General features: G+C 59.7%; 21 protein-coding genes. 11 read left to right on the plus strand and 10 right to left on the minus strand.

Annotated elements, in window-relative coordinates:
- Window positions 1–253 precede the first annotated feature (253 nt).
- Window positions 254–643, plus strand: coding sequence for a hypothetical protein (locus G359_RS14565; RefSeq protein ID WP_156150789.1), 390 nt, complete (start codon window positions 254–256; stop codon window positions 641–643).
- Window positions 644–647: 4 nt separating this feature from the next.
- On the opposite strand, the gene G359_RS14570 is transcribed toward G359_RS14565, so the two are convergent.
- Window positions 648–929: a hypothetical protein gene (locus G359_RS14570; RefSeq protein WP_156150790.1), complete on the minus strand. Its 282-nt coding sequence runs from the start codon at window positions 927–929 to the stop codon at window positions 648–650.
- 183 nt (window positions 930–1,112) lie between these two features.
- On the opposite strand from G359_RS14570, the gene G359_RS14575 reads away from it, so the two are divergent.
- The gene (locus G359_RS14575; protein WP_045836714.1) at window positions 1,113–1,523 is read left to right on the plus strand and encodes a thioesterase family protein; all 411 of its coding nucleotides are present in this window, start codon (window positions 1,113–1,115) and stop codon (window positions 1,521–1,523) included.
- A gap of 81 nt (window positions 1,524–1,604) precedes the next feature.
- Window positions 1,605–2,825: a DUF1134 domain-containing protein gene (locus tag G359_RS14580; protein ID WP_045836715.1), complete on the plus strand. Its 1,221-nt coding sequence runs from the start codon at window positions 1,605–1,607 to the stop codon at window positions 2,823–2,825.
- Window positions 2,826–2,919: 94 nt separating this feature from the next.
- Here the strand turns inward: G359_RS14580 and G359_RS14585 are convergent, their stop codons facing one another.
- From G359_RS14585 to G359_RS14595, 3 genes are all read right to left on the minus strand, one after another.
- Window positions 2,920–3,786, minus strand: coding sequence for a L,D-transpeptidase (locus tag G359_RS14585; protein ID WP_045836716.1), 867 nt, complete (start codon window positions 3,784–3,786; stop codon window positions 2,920–2,922).
- Window positions 3,787–3,990: 204 nt separating this feature from the next.
- Window positions 3,991–5,454, minus strand: coding sequence for a cryptochrome/photolyase family protein (locus tag G359_RS14590; RefSeq protein ID WP_045836717.1), 1,464 nt, complete (start codon window positions 5,452–5,454; stop codon window positions 3,991–3,993).
- A 37-nt stretch (window positions 5,455–5,491) separates the two neighbouring features.
- Window positions 5,492–7,222 carry a tetratricopeptide repeat protein gene (locus G359_RS14595; protein ID WP_045836718.1) on the minus strand — a complete coding sequence of 577 codons (1,731 nt, stop codon included), beginning with the start codon at window positions 7,220–7,222 and terminating at the stop codon, window positions 5,492–5,494.
- Window positions 7,223–7,403: 181 nt separating this feature from the next.
- Here G359_RS14595 and G359_RS14600 point away from each other — a divergent pair, with 181 nt between their 5' ends.
- Entirely contained in the window at window positions 7,404–7,964 is a 561-nt protein-coding gene (locus G359_RS14600) for a thioesterase family protein (protein WP_045836719.1), read from the plus strand.
- On the opposite strand, the gene G359_RS14605 is transcribed toward G359_RS14600, so the two are convergent.
- Window positions 7,961–9,529, minus strand: coding sequence for an NAD(P)H-hydrate dehydratase (locus G359_RS14605; RefSeq protein WP_045836720.1), 1,569 nt, complete (start codon window positions 9,527–9,529; stop codon window positions 7,961–7,963). The genes G359_RS14600 and G359_RS14605 overlap by 4 nt on opposite strands.
- A gap of 304 nt (window positions 9,530–9,833) precedes the next feature.
- On the opposite strand from G359_RS14605, the gene G359_RS14610 reads away from it, so the two are divergent.
- Together G359_RS14610 and glnA are read left to right on the plus strand one after the other, a co-directional pair.
- Window positions 9,834–10,172, plus strand: a complete 339-nt coding sequence (locus tag G359_RS14610) for a P-II family nitrogen regulator (RefSeq protein WP_045838054.1) — start codon at window positions 9,834–9,836, stop codon at window positions 10,170–10,172.
- Window positions 10,173–10,276: 104 nt separating this feature from the next.
- A complete protein-coding gene (glnA, locus tag G359_RS14615; protein WP_045836721.1) occupies window positions 10,277–11,686 on the plus strand; it encodes a type I glutamate--ammonia ligase in 1,410 nt (469 codons plus the stop codon).
- A gap of 65 nt (window positions 11,687–11,751) precedes the next feature.
- Here the strand turns inward: glnA and G359_RS14620 are convergent, their stop codons facing one another.
- Window positions 11,752–12,060, minus strand: coding sequence for a hypothetical protein (locus G359_RS14620; RefSeq protein WP_045836722.1), 309 nt, complete (start codon window positions 12,058–12,060; stop codon window positions 11,752–11,754).
- Window positions 12,061–12,139: 79 nt separating this feature from the next.
- Window positions 12,140–13,327, minus strand: coding sequence for an MFS transporter (locus G359_RS14625; RefSeq protein ID WP_045836723.1), 1,188 nt, complete (start codon window positions 13,325–13,327; stop codon window positions 12,140–12,142).
- Window positions 13,328–13,406: 79 nt separating this feature from the next.
- On the opposite strand from G359_RS14625, the gene G359_RS14630 reads away from it, so the two are divergent.
- Window positions 13,407–14,120: a TetR/AcrR family transcriptional regulator C-terminal domain-containing protein gene (locus G359_RS14630; protein ID WP_052699398.1), complete on the plus strand. Its 714-nt coding sequence runs from the start codon at window positions 13,407–13,409 to the stop codon at window positions 14,118–14,120.
- Here the strand turns inward: G359_RS14630 and G359_RS14635 are convergent.
- The 3 genes from G359_RS14635 to G359_RS14645 are packed head-to-tail and all read right to left on the minus strand — an operon-like array spanning window position 14,111 to window position 16,177.
- Window positions 14,111–15,217 carry a pyridoxal phosphate-dependent aminotransferase gene (locus G359_RS14635; RefSeq protein WP_045836724.1) on the minus strand — a complete coding sequence of 369 codons (1,107 nt, stop codon included), beginning with the start codon at window positions 15,215–15,217 and terminating at the stop codon, window positions 14,111–14,113. The two genes, G359_RS14630 and G359_RS14635, sit on opposite strands and share 10 nt — an antisense overlap.
- Window positions 15,218–15,244: 27 nt before the next feature.
- Window positions 15,245–15,682, minus strand: coding sequence for a DUF1489 family protein (locus tag G359_RS14640; RefSeq protein WP_045838056.1), 438 nt, complete (start codon window positions 15,680–15,682; stop codon window positions 15,245–15,247).
- Window positions 15,683–15,736: 54 nt separating this feature from the next.
- On the minus strand, window positions 15,737–16,177 hold the full coding sequence (locus G359_RS14645; protein ID WP_045836725.1) for a hypothetical protein: 441 nt from the start codon (window positions 16,175–16,177) through the stop codon (window positions 15,737–15,739).
- A gap of 183 nt (window positions 16,178–16,360) precedes the next feature.
- On the opposite strand from G359_RS14645, the gene G359_RS14650 reads away from it, so the two are divergent.
- The 4 genes from G359_RS14650 (at window position 16,361) to G359_RS14665 (ending at window position 19,507) form a co-directional block, all read left to right on the plus strand.
- The gene (locus tag G359_RS14650) at window positions 16,361–16,810 is read left to right on the plus strand and encodes a hypothetical protein (RefSeq protein WP_045836726.1); all 450 of its coding nucleotides are present in this window, start codon (window positions 16,361–16,363) and stop codon (window positions 16,808–16,810) included.
- A gap of 59 nt (window positions 16,811–16,869) precedes the next feature.
- Complete coding sequence (locus G359_RS14655) at window positions 16,870–17,361, plus strand: methyltransferase family protein (protein ID WP_045836727.1); 492 nt, start codon at window positions 16,870–16,872, stop codon at window positions 17,359–17,361.
- A 12-nt stretch (window positions 17,362–17,373) separates the two neighbouring features.
- Complete coding sequence (locus G359_RS14660; protein WP_045836728.1) at window positions 17,374–18,075, plus strand: hypothetical protein; 702 nt, start codon at window positions 17,374–17,376, stop codon at window positions 18,073–18,075.
- A 94-nt stretch (window positions 18,076–18,169) separates the two neighbouring features.
- A complete protein-coding gene (locus tag G359_RS14665; RefSeq protein ID WP_045838057.1) occupies window positions 18,170–19,507 on the plus strand; it encodes a hypothetical protein in 1,338 nt (445 codons plus the stop codon).
- Window positions 19,508–19,573 lie beyond the last annotated feature (66 nt).

Genomic DNA, 19,573 nt, shown 5'->3' on the forward strand with positions numbered 1-19,573 from the left:
TGACCAGCAGCAAGCACAAAGACAGGGGTTGCGCTTTCAGCAACGCGGGTACGGTATAAGCTTTCGATGATGCTGCGGAAATGCGGATTCGGGTCTACTTACTAAAAAGTATAGGCATGACGCACACTTTCAGACGAAGGGGAAAGGCCAAGCCCGTTCCAGACACCATTGAATTGCTGATACAATGATATCGGAGGAAGCAATGAACCTTGGGCGCTATAGAGGCCTGAGATCCATAATCGGTGTAATTACAATGAGCCTGTGCTGGGGTGCAGCGGCGGCCGATGCTCCTGAGGATATCGTCGCCACGACGCGTGCAGCCGTTGCGAGCGCCCGTCTGACACCTCGGGACACTGGATCTCGCTACGGCCAGGCATTGGGCGCCGTCGAACTCTGCACCGGCGCCAAAGTCACGGACAAGGCGTCGACGCTTCCCGCCCTCTATTCGGGCGAAGAACTCGACATATTCAACGCTCAGCAAAAAAAGATCTACGACGCCTGGATCAGGGTGAAGCATTGCGTCCGCGAGGATGACCCGAACCAGTGCAAGGTCATTATCGATGAAAGCTGCGCGGCAGCCTTGACGGAAATCGGCCCTAAAGGAACGGCCTTCCCCGGATTGTTGGAATTCAACCGGCCTTGAGAAGCTATCGCCTGAAAAGCAGCGCCACGCTCTCGACGACCGCCCAAAACATCAGAACAGCTGCCAATACCGGGAACGTGATTTTGCCCAGCCCGGCCGTCAGGAACAGGGTCGACAACAATGGCCCAAGATCAAACCCGAACGCGGCGCAGGCATTCCTGGCTGCATCGTTAATCTCACAACCGGCAACTAACGCCCCGAGAGCCGCCACAATGATGCCGGCGAACGGCACCAGCGCCAGCACCATCGAAAATGCGATCATGAACCAGCGAAAGCGATAGAGCACACGTCCCCCAGAGACCAAGCCGGACCTTTCTCAAGTCCTGCCTACCTTGGTTGCTCGAGTGTTCGATGTGCATCGACTTACACCATCGAGGTTAACGCCGAACACAAACCGTCACCCATCCTCCCTATTGATCAATGGGATTTCGCGCCTTAAGGCCTGCGGACGAACACGAACAGGACGAAAATGGTTGATTTATCATCGCTGAGGGTAGGACTAGAGGGATCGGCAAGCGCCCTTGTCACGGAGGAGCGCCTCGCGACGAATGTCGGCAGCGGAAACGTGCCCGTGTTTGCGAGCCCGATGCTTCTTGCCTTGATGGAAGCCGCAGCAGTCGACTGCCTTGATGGTCATCTGCCGGAGGATTACCAGAGCCTGGGCGTCCAGCTCAACGTGGCGCATACTGCCCCCACTCCGATCGGCTTCACCGTTACGGCCAAAGCAACGTTGAAGGCGATCGAGGGACGCAAGGTGACGTTCGATGTCGTCGCCAACGACGGCACCGAACAGATTGGATCGGGTGTCCACACACGTATTATCGTCGACACGCCCCGTTTCATGGCCCGCCTCGCCGCCAAATCTCTGCCACGACGTTAGAGGAAGGCTGCGGCATGCGCCTCGGCCCGTACGACTCGCTTTCAGTACGCCATAAGGCAACATCACCGGAGTGACAGGGTAATGCGATTGTTGCCAGCTCTCTTTGCTCTCGCCGCGTCGCTGACTATCGCCGCAGCAGCCGCGGCAGCTGAGTCCTGCACCACGAAGGATTTTGCGGCTGCAATCGACCAGTCCGGAGCCAGCCTCAGAGCGCTGACGCTTGAAGCCCAACCAAAGCTTCAAGAGCGCATGCAGCGCTATCGGGCTGCTCTCAAGCTCAGCGATACCGACTACGAGGACGCAGCCCTCAACGCGATCCAGGATTCCGCACTTGAGGAGCTCGATAGGAAGAGCAGTGCTCTGCTGTTGAGGGTCGATTCCCTCGGCCGCGTACCCGATGGCGTGCAGCCCGATTGCGCCAAGCTCGAAGAATTGCGAGCCGCCGCGACCGAGCTCAATGGCGTCATCAAGGGCAAGTCCGACCTCATGCTGAAGCGTCTCGACGAGAAGATCGCCGAGGCTGAACGCAACGCTGGGCCCCCCAAGCCCATCGCATCAACGGCGCCTCCAAAGCCGGCTCCGCAACCCTCAAGCCAGCCAGCAGCCCAAGCTCCGAGCCAAAATCCGGCATCGAGTGCTCCGAAGCCCAAAAAGACCGTGCAGCCCGAGGTCGTGACGAAGGCGCCCCTCCCGCCGGCACATGGCTGGGACGCAAGCACCAAACACGATGAGGCAGTCGCACCACCGGTCGTCGCGATGAAGGAGCCGGATCAGGGTTCGCAGCCCTTCCCTGCTCCTCCGCCCCTACCCGCGCCCGAAGGCTACACGATCGATGAAATCCGCAACGCGACGCAGGGGTTCTTCGGAACCGTTTCGACAAACCTGGCGAGCGTCATCGAGCATGCGTTCAAGCAGTTCGGACGTCCGACTGCCTACGTGCTTGGGATTGAGGGCGGCGGCGCCTTCCTGGCCGGCCTTCGCTTCGGCCAGGGCAGCCTCTTCATGCGTTCGCAACCCGGCGTCAAAAAAGTCTATTGGCACGGACCTTCCCTCGGCACCGACTTCGGCGCTTCGGGATCTCGAACACTGTTCCTCATCTACAATATGGATGATCCGGCGGCGCTCTATCGCAATTTCACCGGCATCGACGGCTCGGCTTATTTCGTCGGCGGCGTCGGTCTGACTGTACTCAAAGGCGGACCGGTTATCATGGCGCCCATCCGTTCCGGCGTCGGAATGCGTCTCGGTGCCAACCTCGGGTATCTGGGCTTCACGGAAAAGCCGACCTGGAATCCGTTCTGAAACCCGGCCCCGAAAACGGCAAATAAAAAAGGCCCGGAAACACCGGGCCTTTCTTTTTCTCAGGAATTGCCTTCGACGATAATCGTCGCGTCGCTCAATTGGCATATCCGTAGGTGTAGTAATATTTCTTCGGACGGGGCGGTACTTTGTAGACGTAATCGCCGTTCTTCCTCCGGTAGACCTTTGTCGGCACGCCGTCGATCATGACGTAGCCAGCCGCCTTGAGATCTTTCTTTTTGAGCGGCCGGGTGTCGTAGGCTGAATCATCACTTCCCCAGCTGTTGCCCCAAAACCAATTGCTCGAGCCGCTGCTTGCAACGTCCTCATCCCTGCGCTGATCGCGATCCCGCCGGCTGGCAATGGCACCACCATCACGCCAATTCGGACGCCCATGAACGCTGACGCGCGTCATCGTCAGCCCATGACTCTGCACAAGATTGTAAAAGGTTTTCGCATTCGCAGGCGCAAGACGGATACAGCCGTGCGACGCGGGACTTCCAAGCGCCGCCAGATGATAGGTCCCATGCACAGCGACGCCGCCATTGATGAAAACAGCATGCGGCATCGGCGCATTATCGTATTTGCGCGAGTACCACATTTTGGATGTCCATTGCGGATGGAAATTTCCCGTGGGCGTCGGATATTGTGACGTGCCCGATGAGATCACCCAGCTGTAACGCGGCTCGCCGTTGACGGAAACGGACATCGTCTGGCGGCTCAAATCAATCGACGCCGTCAGCGTCGGCGGCGGCAGCGGTTTCGGTTTGGCGGCAACCGGCGCAGGTTTCTCCGTGGCCGCTTCGGGAGTGGACTTACTCGCGTCCCCGAAAAACGTCGTTGTGCCCGATTGGCTCTCGGTGGCGGGGCCCGCCGCCTTGGTTTCGTTGTCTGACGGCGCAGCGAGCACCGAAACCGAATGAACGGCAGCGAAAATCGCCACCAACGCAAATGCCCGCAACATCACAGCTCCCCACGCAATACGCGATCGCTTCTTCCCACTACGATAATATCCCGAAAGATGCCGAAACGTTAAGAAAATCACGATTGAATGTCTTGGAATCAAGCCGCCGAATTCAAATAGATTACGAAATCGTTTCTTATATCGAGTTGAGCATTTCGCCCCAATGCTCGGGCGAGTCCCAACAGCTTGAATGCATTCTCTTAATTAGGATCGCTTCGCTAATTTGGAAGTGCCCTTTATTTGCTCATATGCCTGAAGAGCGCGGCCGCGCGCGTGCCCATGATCGATGATGGGCCTGGGATATGACTTTCCGAGCACAACTCCAGACTGTGCCAATTCGGCGGCGGACAGAGTCCAAGGCGCATGAATTGCCTTCGCCGGTAATTTCGCGAGTTCCGGAACCCACTTCCGAACGTAGTCACCGTTCGGATCAAATTTCTGACCCTGCAAAATTGGATTGAAAATCCGAAAATAAGGCGCCGCATCGGCGCCACAACCGGCGACCCACTGCCAGCTCGCGGAGTTGTTCGCGAGATCGGCATCGACAAGCGTGTCCCAAAACCATGCTTCACCTTTGGTCCATGGGATGAGCAAATGCTTGACGAGAAACGACGCGGTGATCATCCGCGCCCGGTTGTGCATATAGCCCGTCACCCACAATTCCCGCATCCCGGCATCGACAATCGGATAGCCGGTCTTTCCGCGCTGCCATGCCTTCAATTGCGCCGGCTCATCTCGCCAGGGAAACGCCGCAAACTCGGGACGGAGCGGCGCCTCGGGCAATTTCGGAAACTGCATGAGCAGCGAATATGAAAACTCGCGCCAGGCGAGTTCTTTCATGAACGTCTCGATCGATTGATCGAGCACGCCCTTCCCCTTGGCGGCGTCGGTCGCAGCCCGCCAGCAGGCAGCCAGTGAAATCTCTCCGAACGCCAGATGCGGCGACAGTCGCGAAGTTCCCTCCCTGTCGAGCCGATCACGATCGCCTTTATAGGCCGCGAGGTGCTTTTTGAACTTCGTGAGGCGGACCCGCGCCCCGCCTTCACCCGGCTCCCAAGTCTCGCCGAGACCGCCTGACCAGTCAGGCTTTGTGGGCGAGAGCTCCCAATCGCGGAGGTCGTCGGATTTCGGCAAGCGCTGCGGCGACTTTATCTGATCCGGTGCATCAGATGCTCGATGCAGCTCGAGATCCTTGACGAATGCTCGCCAGAATGGCGTGAAAACCTGATAGGCGCCGTTCGCATTGGTTCGCACGTCCTCAGGCTCGCGAAGCAACCGGCCGCCGTAACGCTTGAACGCAACGCCCATCTCATCGAAATGCAACTTCAGTTGGCCTTCGAGTGCAACTGCCCAAGGCTCGTAGCTTCGCGTGAAATAGATCGCCGTCGCGCCCGTCTCTTCGACAAACCGCGGCAACTCACGAAGAATGGCGCCACGACGCAGAATGAGCCGCCCGCCGTGATCGGCGATGTCGCGGCCTAAAGCGTCCAGACTTTTCGCCAGCCACCACCGCGACGCACCGCCGAGCCCCCAATCCCCCGGCGTTTCGTCGTCCAGAATGTAAAGCGGAACGACAGGCGCGCCGCTTGCAACGGCCGCACTCAATGCCGAGTGATCGCGCAGGCGAAAGTCGTTGCGAAACCAGACAATGACAGGTGCACTGCTCATTCAGCCGCGCAACCTCGTGCTGACGACCACACCTGCATCAATTCCCGAACAAGAGATCGAATATGGACTTCGGCTTTGATCGGCGTTGCGAACGCTGCTCAGACTTTGGCGTAGGGTCGAAGCCGAATGGCTGGTCCCATGAACCGGCCGTACCTGCCTGACCGGCGCCGTAGGGTCGCCGCTGTCCAACGACCGCGACGTTGACGGGGCGAAGCTGATATTGGTCCGTGGCGCCGTCGACGCTTGCAACGAGCAGACTGTCACCATCCCATGTCCAGGTCGCCACCCGGTTACCCTGCTTATGGGGTTCGATCGCGATGACTTTTGCCTGAGCGATATCGACGAGCGCTGCAAGCTCCGCGTCCTCGAACCCGCCGCCCTTTACCGGCACGCGTCCACCCGAAAAGCGCAATATCCCGTAAGCCGCGTACGGCGGTGGCCGGACTTCCCAATCAAGGAGTTTCGGCAGCCCTTCGCCCGTCATCTCCAGCGGAACACGGATCTGCGGGTACTCATCGCTCGTGGCCACGTAATCTTTGCCGTGCTGCACGACGTGCCATTTGCCGAGATCGAGAGAGGGGACCGCTTTGTCGTCGGCATCATCGGCAGACGCGCCGAGCCTCTTCAAGGCGTCACTTGCGAAGCGCCAGCTCGGACGCAACTGCAGAACGCGGCGAAGATCCGTTATCGCCGTATCGGCCTGTCCGGTGGCTTCCTCGATTTCGCCCCGCGCCCAAAGCGCTTCCGGCGAGTTCGCGTCGAGCTTGATCGCCGTTTGCACGTCCTTGGCGCCGATATCCGGCTGACCGCTCTGCTTGTACACGAACGCCCGAAACGCGAATGCAACCGGCGAGCGCGGATCGAGCTCTATCGCGCGGTTGAGATCGGCATAGGCATCATCCGATGCTTCAGCGATCCCATTGGAGAGACCGCGTCCCTCGTATGCTGCGCTCGATTTGGCATCGAGTTCGATGGCGCGCGAGAAATCCTTGATCGCCGACGCGGTATTGCCGCCGAGCAGATATGCATAACCACGAACGACATAAAGCTCGCTGTTGCTCACGTCGAAGGCGACGGCACGGGAAAGATCTTCGATCGCCTCTTCACTTTGCCCGACTGCCAAGCGCGCCTCCGCGCGATTGCGATAGGCGGAGGCGAAGCGCGCATCAGCATTCACCGCGCGCGAAAAATCGCGTATCGCCGCATGCGGTTTTCCAACTGTGAGATAAGCAAGACCCCGGCCCGAAAGCGGTGGCGCACTGGCCGGCATCAACTCGATCGCCTTGGTGAAATCGAGGATGGCATCGCGCGTCTTGCCGGCCTTCATCCGTGCATTGCCCCGGTTCGAATAGGCCGCAGCGTAACCGGGCGCCAGCACGATGGCGCGGTCAAAATCCTTCGTTGCCTCGCTGTATTGCCCCAGCGCCAAAAGCAGGTTGCCCCGATTGTTGTAGGCGACCGGATATTCCGGAAAAAGTTCGACCGCGCGATTGTAGTCTTCAAGCGCCAGCTTCGTTTCACCGAGGCGCACGTTCGCGACACCGCGATCATTGAGGATCGTCGCGCGCCGATCGTTGGCAAGCCCCGTGTCCTTCAGCGCTTCGGTATAAGTTGCAACCGCTTTTGCGACGTCGCCGCGAACGAGTTGAGCCGCGCCTTCTTCGACCTGCGACGGCACCGAAACGCCATCGGCGGCAAATGCCTGCCCCATCGCGATCGACCAGGCCAAAGCAATGAACACCGGCGCTGCGTAAAAGCCCCTTATCATTATCTGAGCAAAATCCTTTTGGGTGGCCTTAGACCGCGATTCACATCTTACACAACCTAAGGTGCCATTGTGACCCTTGGGCGGGCAACGGACAAATCCGGCAGCGGCCGTCCGTCCAGTTGACGCATACGTAAAAGCTGCCCTAGGAGGCCAGAGAAGACTTGCTCCGGAGACCCGCGACATGAACCTTTGGCTCAGGCTCATATGGGTTCTGCTGACGGCTAAGGGCCGCGGCCACCTCGACGTGCCCCGCGAAACATCCGTGCTTCCGTTTCGCGTCTGGCCGCACGACCTCGACATCTCCCTGCATATGAACAACGGCCGCTATCTGACATTGATGGACCTCGGCCGTCTGGATTTCATGGTGCGCTCCGGACTCTGGCGCGAAGTGCTGCGCCATCGATGGACGCCCATTGCGAGCGCCATCACCGTCCGCTTTCAGCGCGAGCTCCGCACGTTTCAGAAGCTCCGGCTCGAAACGCGCCTCCTCTGCTGGGATGCAGCGCTCGTCGTAATGGAACAGAAGTTCGTCATCGACGGCGGAACGCGCGACGGACAAGCCGCGGCACGAGCCCTATTCAAAGGCGGCCTCTACGATCGAAAAGAAAAGAAGTTCGTCGAAATTTCCCGCTTGATGGCACTCCTCGGCGTTTCCGAAGTCAGTCCTCCTTCCACGCCCGAGGTCGAGGCGTTTTTGCATGCCGACGATCAACTCAAGCAGGCGGGTCGCGTTTCGACCTAGGGTCGGCCCGCTGGCTTCGTGGCTTGATGAAGTTTCTGCAGAACGCCCGGCAAAAGGTCGGGCAGATCTTCGGCAATCAACCCGATACCGAAAGCGGCGGCACATTCCCCGTGCAGCCATACCGCCGCCGACGCCGCTTCGAATGCCGGCACTCGCTGCGCGAGTAGCCCGGTGACGAAACCGGCGAGGACGTCTCCCGATCCGGCCGTCGCGAGCCACGCCGGAGCGTTTGAATTGATGATGGCCCGTCCGTCGGGCGCAGCGACGACCGTATCCGAACCTTTGAGAAGAATGACGGCGCCCGATTGCGCCGCTGCCGTCCGCGCACGCTCGACCTTGGAGCCGGGAAGCTCGCCGAAGAGTCGTCTGAATTCGCCCTCGTGCGGCGTCATCACAACCGGCGCTTGACGCTCCTTAATCGCTGCGAAAAGCGTGGATGGCTGAGCCGGTCCCCGATCGCCATTGCGGGCAAGAAACCCCATGCTGGCCTCGCCCCGATCCCCGTCGTCCTCAGGATCAGCGAACGACGTCAACGCGTCGGCGTCGAGCACGACTGAAGCCGAAGACTCTAGAATGGCCAGAACATCGGCCGCCGTGTCCGAACCCACAGACGCACCCGGACCGATCAGAACCGCATTGCGGCGCTGATCGCGCAGGAATTCCGAAAGCGCCTTGGCGCCTGAAACGGACCGCACCATGATCGACGTGATCTGCGTCGCGATGATCGCCGTCGCGGTCGCGTTGCCAACCAGGGTGACAACGCCTGCCCCGACCCTCAGAGCGCCGCGTGCACCAAGCCGCGCCGCCCCGGTTTGAAGCGCCGGACCCGACACAACGACCGCATGTCCACGATCGTATTTATGACCACCGTCCTTCGGCCAATTGAGATGGGAGATCCAAAGCAAGGGCCCGTTCTCATGCAGGCGGGGCTTCAAGGTTTCGAGCACTTTCTCCGGGATGCCGATATCTGCAACCGTCACCTCACCGCAAAGCTCTCGCCCCGGCATCAACAGATGGCCGGGCTTCTTCCGGAAGAACGTCACCGTCCGGCGCGCATGGATCGCGACGCCCCTCACCTCGCCGCTTGCCCCATCGAGGCCGCTCGGCACGTCGACGGCAAGCACCGGCAGCCCGCTGGCATTCACCGCCTCGACCAACTCGGCCGCTTCCCCCTCGAGTGGACGCGAAAGCCCGGCCCCAAACAGCGCGTCGATAACGAGGTGCATGCTCTGCAGTGCGTCGGGCGTCGCCGGCCGGATGGGCAACGGCCAGCGGCGAGCCATTTCCGCGGCATCGCCCTTGAGCGCCGACTTTTCACCGAGAAGGAACACCCGCACGTCGAAGCCATGATCGCGCAACAGTCGAGCCGCCACGAAGCCGTCGCCGCCGTTGTTGCCGGGCCCGCACAGAACGGCAATGCGCGTATCCGGCCCGCGTGTCATGAGGGTCGCGACGTCCGCGACCGCTTTTCCCGCGCGCGCCATCAGGTCGAGGCTTGCTACATTCTCAACCGCCGCTAATCGATCAGCTTCCGCCGTTTCCGCGGGGGTCAGCAATTCATTCATGTCATGTTCCTGATGCGAGCTTGAGGGCAAGATGGGGTCGCTGGGACCCTGCCTGCAAATTCAGCGACTGATGGCCTGCGATCGAATTGGGCAAAGGACTCGCCGGAAATTTATACATCCGGCACGAATTTTAGGCTTATTAGGCGCACGGCGACGACCTCCGAAGCCGCGACCACACGCTAAGTCGATGACATAATTGGTGTTTTTATAGAACGCCACTAATGGCACGGCCTCTGCTAGCCTTGGGGCCACTGGGCAAGCGTGGGTTTCAAACGACATGCTGTCCACGATTCAAGGGGCGAAAATGAAAAAGATTGAAGCGATTATAAAGCCCTTCAAGCTCGATGAAGTAAAAGAAGCGCTACAAGAGATCGGCTTGCAAGGCATCACCGTCATTGAGGCTAAAGGGTTCGGCCGTCAGAAAGGCCACACCGAGCTTTATCGAGGTGCCGAATACGTCGTCGATTTCCTGCCGAAGGTGAAGATTGAGGTGGTTTTGAGCGACGACATGCTGGACAAGGCAGTCGAGTCCATCCAAAAGGCCGCGAAGACAGGCCGCATCGGCGACGGTAAAATCTTTATCTCGTCAATCGAAGACGCTATTCGCATCCGCACCGGTGAATCCGGCCGAGATGCTATCTGACACGATAGCACTATAAAAAAACTGACCGCGCCTGACATGGCCTCGCTGGGCCAACGATCCGGCATGCGTGTGTAAAAAACGAAACGTCTAGACAGGGAGTGTCTATGAAAAACGCGAGTGACGTCCTGAAGTTTATCAAGGACAAGGAAGCCAAGTTCGTGGACTTTCGCTTCACGGACACCAAGGGCAAGATGCAGCACGTCACCGCCGACGTCAGTTGCGTCGACGACAGTATCTTCACCGACGGTTACGCCTTCGACGGCTCGTCGATCGCCGGATGGAAGTCGATCGAAGCGTCCGACATGACGCTGATGCCGGATCCGGCAACGGCGCATATCGATCCCTTCTTCGCGCAGACGACCGTCGCGATTTTCTGCGACGTGCTCGAGCCCTCGACCGGCCAGCCCTATGAGCGCGACCCGCGCTCGGTCGCCAAGAAGGCCGAAGCCTACATGATGTCGCTTGGGATTGGCGACAAAGTCTACTTCGGTCCGGAAGCCGAATTCTTCATCTTTGATGACGTGCGGTTCTCGACCGACATGTACTCGGTCGGCTTCGAGATCGACTCGAGCGAACTGCCCTCGAATACGGGCGCAGACGTCGAGACGGGCAACCTCGGCCATCGCCCCCGCGTGAAGGGCGGCTACTTCCCCGTTCCTCCGATCGATAGCGCCCAGGACATCCGTTCTGAGATGCTCTCGGTTCTGTCCGAGATGGGCGTCGCCGTCGAAAAGCATCACCACGAAGTTGCCGCCGCTCAGCACGAGCTCGGCGTCAAGTTCGGCCCGATGATCACGATGGCCGACCATATGCAGATCTACAAGTACGTCGTGCACAACGTTGCGCAGGCCTACGGCAAGACGGCGACGTTCATGCCGAAGCCCGTCTATGGCGACAACGGCTCGGGCATGCACGTCCACCAGTCGATCTGGAAAGGCAGCACCCCGATGTTCGCCGGCGACAAGTACGCCGACCTCTCGCAGATGTGCCTCTACTACATCGGCGGCATCCTGAAACACGCGAAGGCCATCAACGCCTTCACCAACCCGCTGACCAACTCCTACAAGCGTTTGGTTCCGGGCTTCGAGGCGCCGGTGCTGCTCGCTTACTCGGCGCGCAACCGTTCCGCGTCGTGCCGCATTCCGCACGTCACGAGCCCGAAGGCAAAGCGCATCGAAGTCCGCTTCCCGGATCCCGGCGCGAACCCCTACCTCGCCTTCACGGCGATGCTGATGGCCGGCCTCGACGGCATTCAGAACAAGATCGATCCCGGCCCGGCGATGGACAAGAACCTCTACGACTTGCCACCGGCCGAACTTGCCAAGATCCCGACTGTCGCCGCTTCGCTGCGCGAAGCTCTCGACAGCCTCGACAAGGATCGCGACTTCCTGAAAGCCGGCGGCGTTATGAACGACGACATGATCGACGCCTACATCGCTCTGCGCATGGAAGAAAACATGCGCTACGAGATGACGCCGCATCCCGTCGAGTACGACATGTACTACTCGGTCTGAGGCTCTCTCAGCGATTTGAAATACGAAGAGGCGGCTCGAAAGGGCCGCCTTTTTCTATTATCCGCTCAATAGAAGAACAGCACTCCGCCGCAGACGGCGATCAGCGCGTAATAAAAGAACTTCTGCTCGCGAACGAGGAACCACGTGACGATGCGGCGTGGAATGTCGGACCAGTTGCAGCGGCCGACCGCCCCCAGCGTCAAGCCGAGCACCAAGCCAATGATGAGCGAGTTAAACTCCAGACCCTGCGTCACAGAGCGAACGCTTTCGGGCACATGATCTGAAAACCACGGCATCAGGGCAAAGAAGGCAGCCGCCGTCATCGCGCCGAACGCGAGCACGGAGAAGAACGACAGGATGGACCGCACGATCATGGTCGATCTCGGAATAAATCCGCTACGCTGAACCTTGCACGAGGCTAGCGCCGAGACGCAAATAAACCGTTAACCATGATCAAGCCTGCGCACGAGCGCGGCGGCGCTCGATCCGATCGAAGATAAGCAAGGCCGGACCGGTTATAGCCATTGTCACGATCACGATCGCGACGAAACCCTGAACGGCATTATCCGTCATCGCGATGCCGGCGAAGAGCGGACCGACCAGACCGCCGCACTGATACATGATGATAAATGCGGCGTTCGCGGCAGCCAGATCGGCGCCGCTTACACGTTCCCCGATGATCGCGAGCCCCAGCGCGTAGAACCCAAGAATGACACCACCGATGAGAAACGCCGTCACCAGTCCGGCGACCGTATCATTCAGTGCAAACGGCAGCGCGAGTGCCAGCGCGATGAAAATGACCACGAATGCGACCATCATGGTGAATCGGGACATGAGGTCCGACAGCCAGCCGATGGGATATTGAAGCACGATCCCCCCCAAAGTCGTGACGGTCAGCATCGTGAGCGCAAGTTGCTCGGACCATCCGCCGGCGAGCGCTACGTTGGGGATCAACGAAAGAATGGTGATCTCCGAAAAGCCACCGATAAAAGCGCCAACCATTGCCACCGGAGACATTCGAAGGGCCGAGGCAACGTTGACCGAACTGCCGTGAGTTGTCGGGGGAGCAAGCCGCCGCCCGAGCACGATCGGCAATCCGGAGAGGCCCGTCACGATGGCAGCTGCGAGGAACGGCCATGGCCAAACCAGGCCGAGCGCCTGGAGCAAAATCGGCCCCACCGCGTAGCCCGTAAAAAAGACCATGGCGTAGACTGCGATGACACGCCCGCGCGTCTCCTCACGCGCGACTGCATTGATCCACGTCTCTCCCGCAAGCCACGGCATCGCGAACCCGGCGCTCATCAGAACGCGGATTGCAATCCAGGCCCAAGGCGATTGAAAAAGCCCCAGCGCCACGAATCCCAAGCCGCCGATGAGGCATCCAAGCGCGATCGCCCGGACCGATCCAAGTTTTGCAATCACCCGAGGCGCGATCGGAAGCGCCAAAAGAATAGCAAATGGCGGCGCCGCGCCTGCCAGTCCGATCATCCAGCTCGGCTGGCCCCACATCTCGAAGGTCAGCGAGATCAGCGGAAAGCCTATGCCGAAGGAAATGCCGGTGCCGAATGACGTCGACAAGACGGCCGCAAGGCTCAATAGCCTCTGACGCGCCGTGAACTCCCCATCGATGGTAGACGCCATTCCCTCGCCGCCCTACTTATTTCAACAGTGTTGGAATAGTGCTTGACTTGCCGATCCGCAAGGGCAAATTTCAACAGTGATGAAAACGAAACCCACCCGCGGCAAAAGAGGTCTTATCGAAGCGGACCTCGTCCAGGCTTCACTCATGGAAGTTGAGCGCGGTGGCCTCGACGGTTTCGGTCTTCGTTGTGCGGCAAGAGCCATTGGCTGCGACGTCGCGACATTGAGCTATCGCTTCGGCTCCAAGGAAGGCCTGGAGCGCGCCATCGCCGATCGGTTGCACCATGAGGTCGCGCGCCCTAAGCCGCACATGAAGTGGCAGGATCGTCTCTCGGAAATGGCAAGGGCGTACAGGAAGATCGCGAAGCGATATCCCAACGCATTCCGTTTGTTGCTCCGCTTCTGGAGCACCGGACCGCGCGAACTGCAACTCGGCGAAGAATGGCACCGGGCTCTGTTGGATGCGGGCCTGCGCGAAGCCGATGTCCCGGCGGTCGGATTTGCGACTTATGCAGCCATACTCGGTGTGTGCGCGGGAGAAATCGACGGCTTGCTCAACAAGCCCGGCGCCGAAGCTCTACGTGAAATTGAAGGGCAGAGCGATCTGCCGCTCACAAAGAAGTTGTTGCCGATCTTTGCCGATCTCGGTGACGACGAAGTTTTCGATGCCGCGATCAAAATCCTCATTTCAGGGATCGAAGTTGAGGCTGCGAAGCAGAGCCGGCCGCGACAGAAGCCACTGCCTCGGAGCGCGACGAGTCGGCGCGTCACGCGTGCCGATCGTCAGGCATGAACCGAGGCCAGTACGTCAGCTAACGCAGAAGCGAAAATATCGAGGTCCTCGTCCTTTCCGTACGAAACGCGGATGAATTGTTCCAGTCCCTTCGCGACCGGCTTTCTCACGAAAACATCTCGCTCCAAAAGGCCCGCTAGCACGCGTGCCGCGAACGCGCCATCCGCTCCGCAGTCGATGGCGACGAAGCTCGCGGCAGACGAAAGCGATGAAAGACCATTCGCCTCGGCGATAGCGCCGATCCGACTTCGCGACGCTGCAATTTGCGCGACTGCCCGCTTCAGGTAATCCTGATCGAGAAGCGCCGCGCGCGCGCCAAGCTGCCCGACGCGATTGATACCGTAGTGATTGCGAACCTTGTCGAACGCCTCGATGGTGCTCCGCTCGCCAATCGCATACCCGATACGGGCCCCCGCGAGTCCGTAAGCCTTCGAGAACGTGCGATAGCGGATCACTTGAGCGTTCGACACGTCGATCGGCGGGGACGTCGCCTCTGGCGCCGTGTCGCAATAGGCTTCATCGAGAATGAGGAGTGCCTCGGGCGGAAGCTCGGCAATGAATGCGGCGATATCGCTGGCGCCCCACCACGTTCCCATCGGACTGTTCGGATTGGATACGTAGATGAGGGCAGCACCGGTCGCTTTCGCCGTGTCGATAAGCCGGGGCACGTCCTCACGAAACGAACGCATCGGAACGGCATGCACCTTCCCGCCATGCGCGAGAACGTGAAAATTGAAAGTCGGATAAGCGCCGTCCGTCGTCACGACACCGCTGCCCGGCGTCAGAAACAATGAGCAGGTGAGGCCGAGAAGTCCGTCGATGCCTTCGCCAACCACGACGCACTCGATCGGCACCTGATGATAGGCAGCGATCGCCGAGCGCAGCTCATAGCTTTCGGGATCGGAATATTTCCAATTCTCGGCCGCCGCATCGCGCATGGCCGCCACCGCAAGCGGCGAAGCACCAAAAACGCTTTCATTCGCCCCAATCCGCGCCCGAAAGGGCCTGCCCCGTGCGCGCTCCATCGCTTCGGGCCCAACGAAAGGAACGAGCTTCGGCAGGGCTGCAACCGTCGGCGTGAAGGGAGGGCGGGACATGAATGGCTCTGGAATAGCTGTTGAATTTCAAATCAGACCCAAGTCGGCAAGCTTCTTACGCATATCCGCCGGCATGGATGCAATCTGATCGCTTTTGCCCGCCGCAAGATCGGGAGGCGCGTCGTCCGCACCGAGATACCGCCATCCTTGGAAGGCGCGCCGAGGCGTCGGACGCACAGGGACAAGCCCCGGCGAAATGAGGAGAAGACAGCAGGGCGTGCCATCGTCCTTGGTGCCGTCTTCAAAGCCGACGAGCTCCTGCCGAACGAGAATTACGCCCTTGATGACCCAATAGATCGACCCCCCGTCGAGCAGTTCGGCCTGTCGCTTCGGCGACTGGAACGTCCGGTGATAAACGCAGCGCTTACCGTCCCGCAGCTTATACGGACGATGTTCGGTCTGCCAGGCTGCAAGATCTTCGATCGTGCTAGCGCCGACGCAGAGCTTGACGAGGTGCAATGTCATGGCAGGGTTTTGCATCAGCACCGGGGGAACGGCAACCGGCCTGTCCACATCCGATCAAGGCTTGGCGACACAGCTTCCAGCATATTGGGCAAAAACCGGCTGCCCAAAAAGGCCAAAGTGCCGTGAATGCACCGCCGGAAACTTTCCGGTCGCAGGGTCCCGGTCATAAATCGTCGTGAGATTGAGAAAACCCTCGTTGACGACCTCGAGGAAATGGTTGGCGTTGATCGCCCGCACGATTTTGAGATTGGCGGCCGTGTGCCCGTCAAGAATAAGAGACGCCGACTGATGGTCGAGATCGATGCCGCCGATCTCAAATGTCAGATCCGAAGGTGGAGCGGACTGGTACTTCCCTTGATCGTAGGTCCAAGAGTAACCCTTGTCGAAATCGCACATGACATGGGTTGGCATGTTGTCCTGGGCAGAAGCCGATAGGCTCGCCAGAAGCACCCCCGAAAAAGCCGCGATTACTGCCCACAACCGGCAATTCAACATTTGCAAAATCCCGTCTCGCAAGAAGTCCCCCAACCGCGTTCAGATACGCCGTAAAAACCTACCAGCAGAATTTAAAGCCGCCGTCTTCGATACCCGCGGCCAGTTCGACCGTACTCGCGGTTTGCCTTTAGACTGCCGCGGATATGTTATGGGTTGCGAATGTAACACTTACGGCGAGTGGCCATGCGATCAACAGCTCTAATCACCCTGCTCTGTTTGGCGACAGCCCTGCCGTCTGCCGCCTACGCAAAGAAGTCGAAACCCGACACGCCGGACGACAAGCTCAATTGCAAACAGATTTCCGGGCGGATGCAAGTGCGCATTCTGCAACTCCGCGGATTCGACGATCGGAAGCAGGCATCGAGCCTCTCCCGCGGCATACAGGCAGGCATGGCGGCGACGTTCGGTAATCTGTCGCACGGTGTCGACCCTCAGGGCGAGCACGCCGCGGAAATTCAGTCGCTGCAGGCTTACAACCAGCGCCTCGTGGCACTGGGTTGCAAAAGCTACGACCTCGAGAAGGAACTGAACGAAAAAGATCCGCACGAAACGCCGGCGCCGACCATCCCGGCTCCGAAAAAGAAGAAGGTGCCAGCCGCTCCGCCCGCAGCAACGGCCAAACCCGTCCCCTGATGGAGCGGTGAGCTTCGCATCGGGCTGACCGCGAGGACATTTGGCGATAAGCTAGCCGAATGACCGATCGCAACCCTGCCTCATCAGCTATCGCGCCCGCCACGATCGTCCCTTGGCCGCCGCTTTTATTGGCCGGCGTCGTCATGATCGCATGGGCGCTCACGGTAATGGCGCCCTTGCCGTGGCCGGGGACCGATGACGCGCCGGCCCACTGGCTGGGCCTGAGCTTCGGCATTCTTGGACTTCTGCTGATCGTCTTCGCGTTGAAAACCCTCGTCGCGCATCGAACGACAATTCTGCCGAACAAGACCCCGACGGCGCTTGTCACGACCGGCCCCTATGTCAGGTTTCGCAATCCAATTTACCTTGGCGAAGTCCTCCTGCTCCTTTATGGAGCGGAAATCACCAAATCGATCTGGTTCGCCGTCGCAGCAGCGGTGTTCGCTGTCCTTGTGACGGCGCTGCAAATCATCCCAGAGGAACGCCACCTGGAAGCGATCTTTGGCGACGCGTATACAAACTATAAGTCCCGCTCACGGCGTTGGATTTGATATTTCACCGCCATGAGTAACGATCTCGCCGAAAAGGAACGTGAGTTTATAGCCGGGCTTGCGGAGGACACGGGCCGCGACCTCGCGGGCTGGATGGCCGCAATCGCCGAAACCGGCCTCAACCAACGCAATGACATTATCGATTGGCTCAGACACCAGGGCTTCCAGTTCGCATGGGCCTCGTGGCTCGAGCGCATCCATCACAACGACGGCCGGCTCATCTATGCTGAGAACGGCGACCGCGCGCCCGCCCCCGTTCGCCGCCCTTCCCCCTCTCTGAGAGAACAAAGCGACGAGCCCCCTGCCCGCGCGCGGCCTTTTCGCGATTGGAAACCTCAACCACCGCCTTCACCAGCGCCCGCCGCAGCAATGACCGGCGACCCAATTCAACATCTCTTGAGCGAAGCCAAAGGATTGAGGCCGCTTGCCGATCATGTGCTCCGCGAGGTTCTCCGCGCCGTCCCGGGCACTGAATTCGCAGCCACAGGCATCTTTATCATGATGTCCGCGCCCAACCGCTTCGCAGCGCTGCATGCTGGACCAAGGAAACTTCGGCTCTACGCAAACTTCGGAACGGCCGGCGCCAAGCGCAGCAAGCCCGCCGAACCGGCCAACAAAGCCGCCCCGCCGTTCCGCGAGATGCTTGAGCTGGACGACGTCCGCCTGATCGACGAGGACTTCCAGCGGCTGATCCGTGCCGCAGCTGCTCGATAGGATTGTCAGCATCCGTTTAGATTGCATCTACCGTGAACGATCGGCACCATTGATTTGCCGGAATTTTCGCGCCATTGCGGCTGTGGAGGCGTCGATGTCGGCAAAGCAGGGACCCGCAAGGGCTCGATATCTCGCAATTATTTTGATGGTGGCGTTGTCGAGCGGCGCGGATGCGCAGACCGCCAAGCGCGACGCCATAGGCGACTGGCTGAAAAAGATCGAAGGCAAGACTGCCTCGGAAGCTCCCGCAACCGCGCTCGATCCGACCAAAAAACCTTCAAAGCCCGACGATACGCCTCCGGCCGAAATCGCCGATCCGCGCGACGGCGATCCGCAATACGAACAAGCCAAGGCGCTGATGACCGCCATCGACGCGATCCTGAGAGATGCGGCGACGACGCGCGTCGGAGCGAGCAAGCTGCCCAGCCGCGACGAGTACATCATTCCACCCTTTTGGAAGGAGACGCGCGAAGATCGCAACGCCAAGGTCCGCGATCTCCTGGACGCTGCATTGGCGATCGTCACCAATGCGCCGGTCGTCGAGGTGCAAAAGCGCGTCGAAGTGCTTCGTCACAACATCCGCGAACTCGAGGATGCGAACGTGAAGCTGAAGGAGAAGCAGCTCGTCGCACCGAAAGACGCAACGCTGCCCGGAATCCTGAACGACACGATCGCCTCGATCGAGGACCAGATTACCGAAAACAAGAAGCGTATCGAAGCCAACCGCACCGAGATCAAAAATCAGAAAGCCGAGATCGCTTCGGCTTTGAAAAATTCCGGCATCGACCTCGCCCCGGAGCAAGTCGATCTGTTGCTCGACAGCGTGCTCTCCGGCGATCTCGTTCGCCTCGTCGCCGTTTTCAACGCGGCGAAAACGATTGATGGTCAGCTGGCCAAGCTGATCGGAACGACCGGCGACAATATGGAAGCGGCCCGGCGTTATTTCGCCATGCACGCCGCGCTGTTCGCAATGCTGGTCCAGGCGCAAGACGCGACGATCACCAAAATCGACACACAGTACCTTCCCAAACTCGACGCCATCATCGCCGACATAGCCGCCGCCCGCACGCGAACGGCAGAACTGATGAAGGCCGAAAACCGGCCCGACCAGCAGCGCGCTCTCGAGTCCAATCGCGCAAGCCAGCAAGTCGCGGACGAAGCGGCAAAGGCCTACCGGCGCTATCTGCAGCAACAGCGCGAACAAATAGCCGGCGCTCGGCTCAAGGCGACGCACGATCTGAAAATTGCAGACAACACCTACGATACGGTCGAAGCGAGCGTGCAGCTTCGAAATTTGATTCGAGAGAGTTCGACATCGTTCGAGGCGATTCAAAAACTCGAAGCGCCAAGCTTCGATCAAATCTTCAAAAGCGACGAGTTGCGTAGGGAATTCGAGGATTTGACGCGCAAGCTTGACGTTCCGGCAAGCTGAAAACCCTGTGTAACTAGCCGCTGAGGCTTCTGTTTCCGTGCCGCATCGACTATGTTTCGGCTCGGA

This window comes from Hyphomicrobium sp. 99, from assembly GCF_000384335.2.
Taxonomy (GTDB): Bacteria; Pseudomonadota; Alphaproteobacteria; order Rhizobiales; family Hyphomicrobiaceae; genus Hyphomicrobium_B.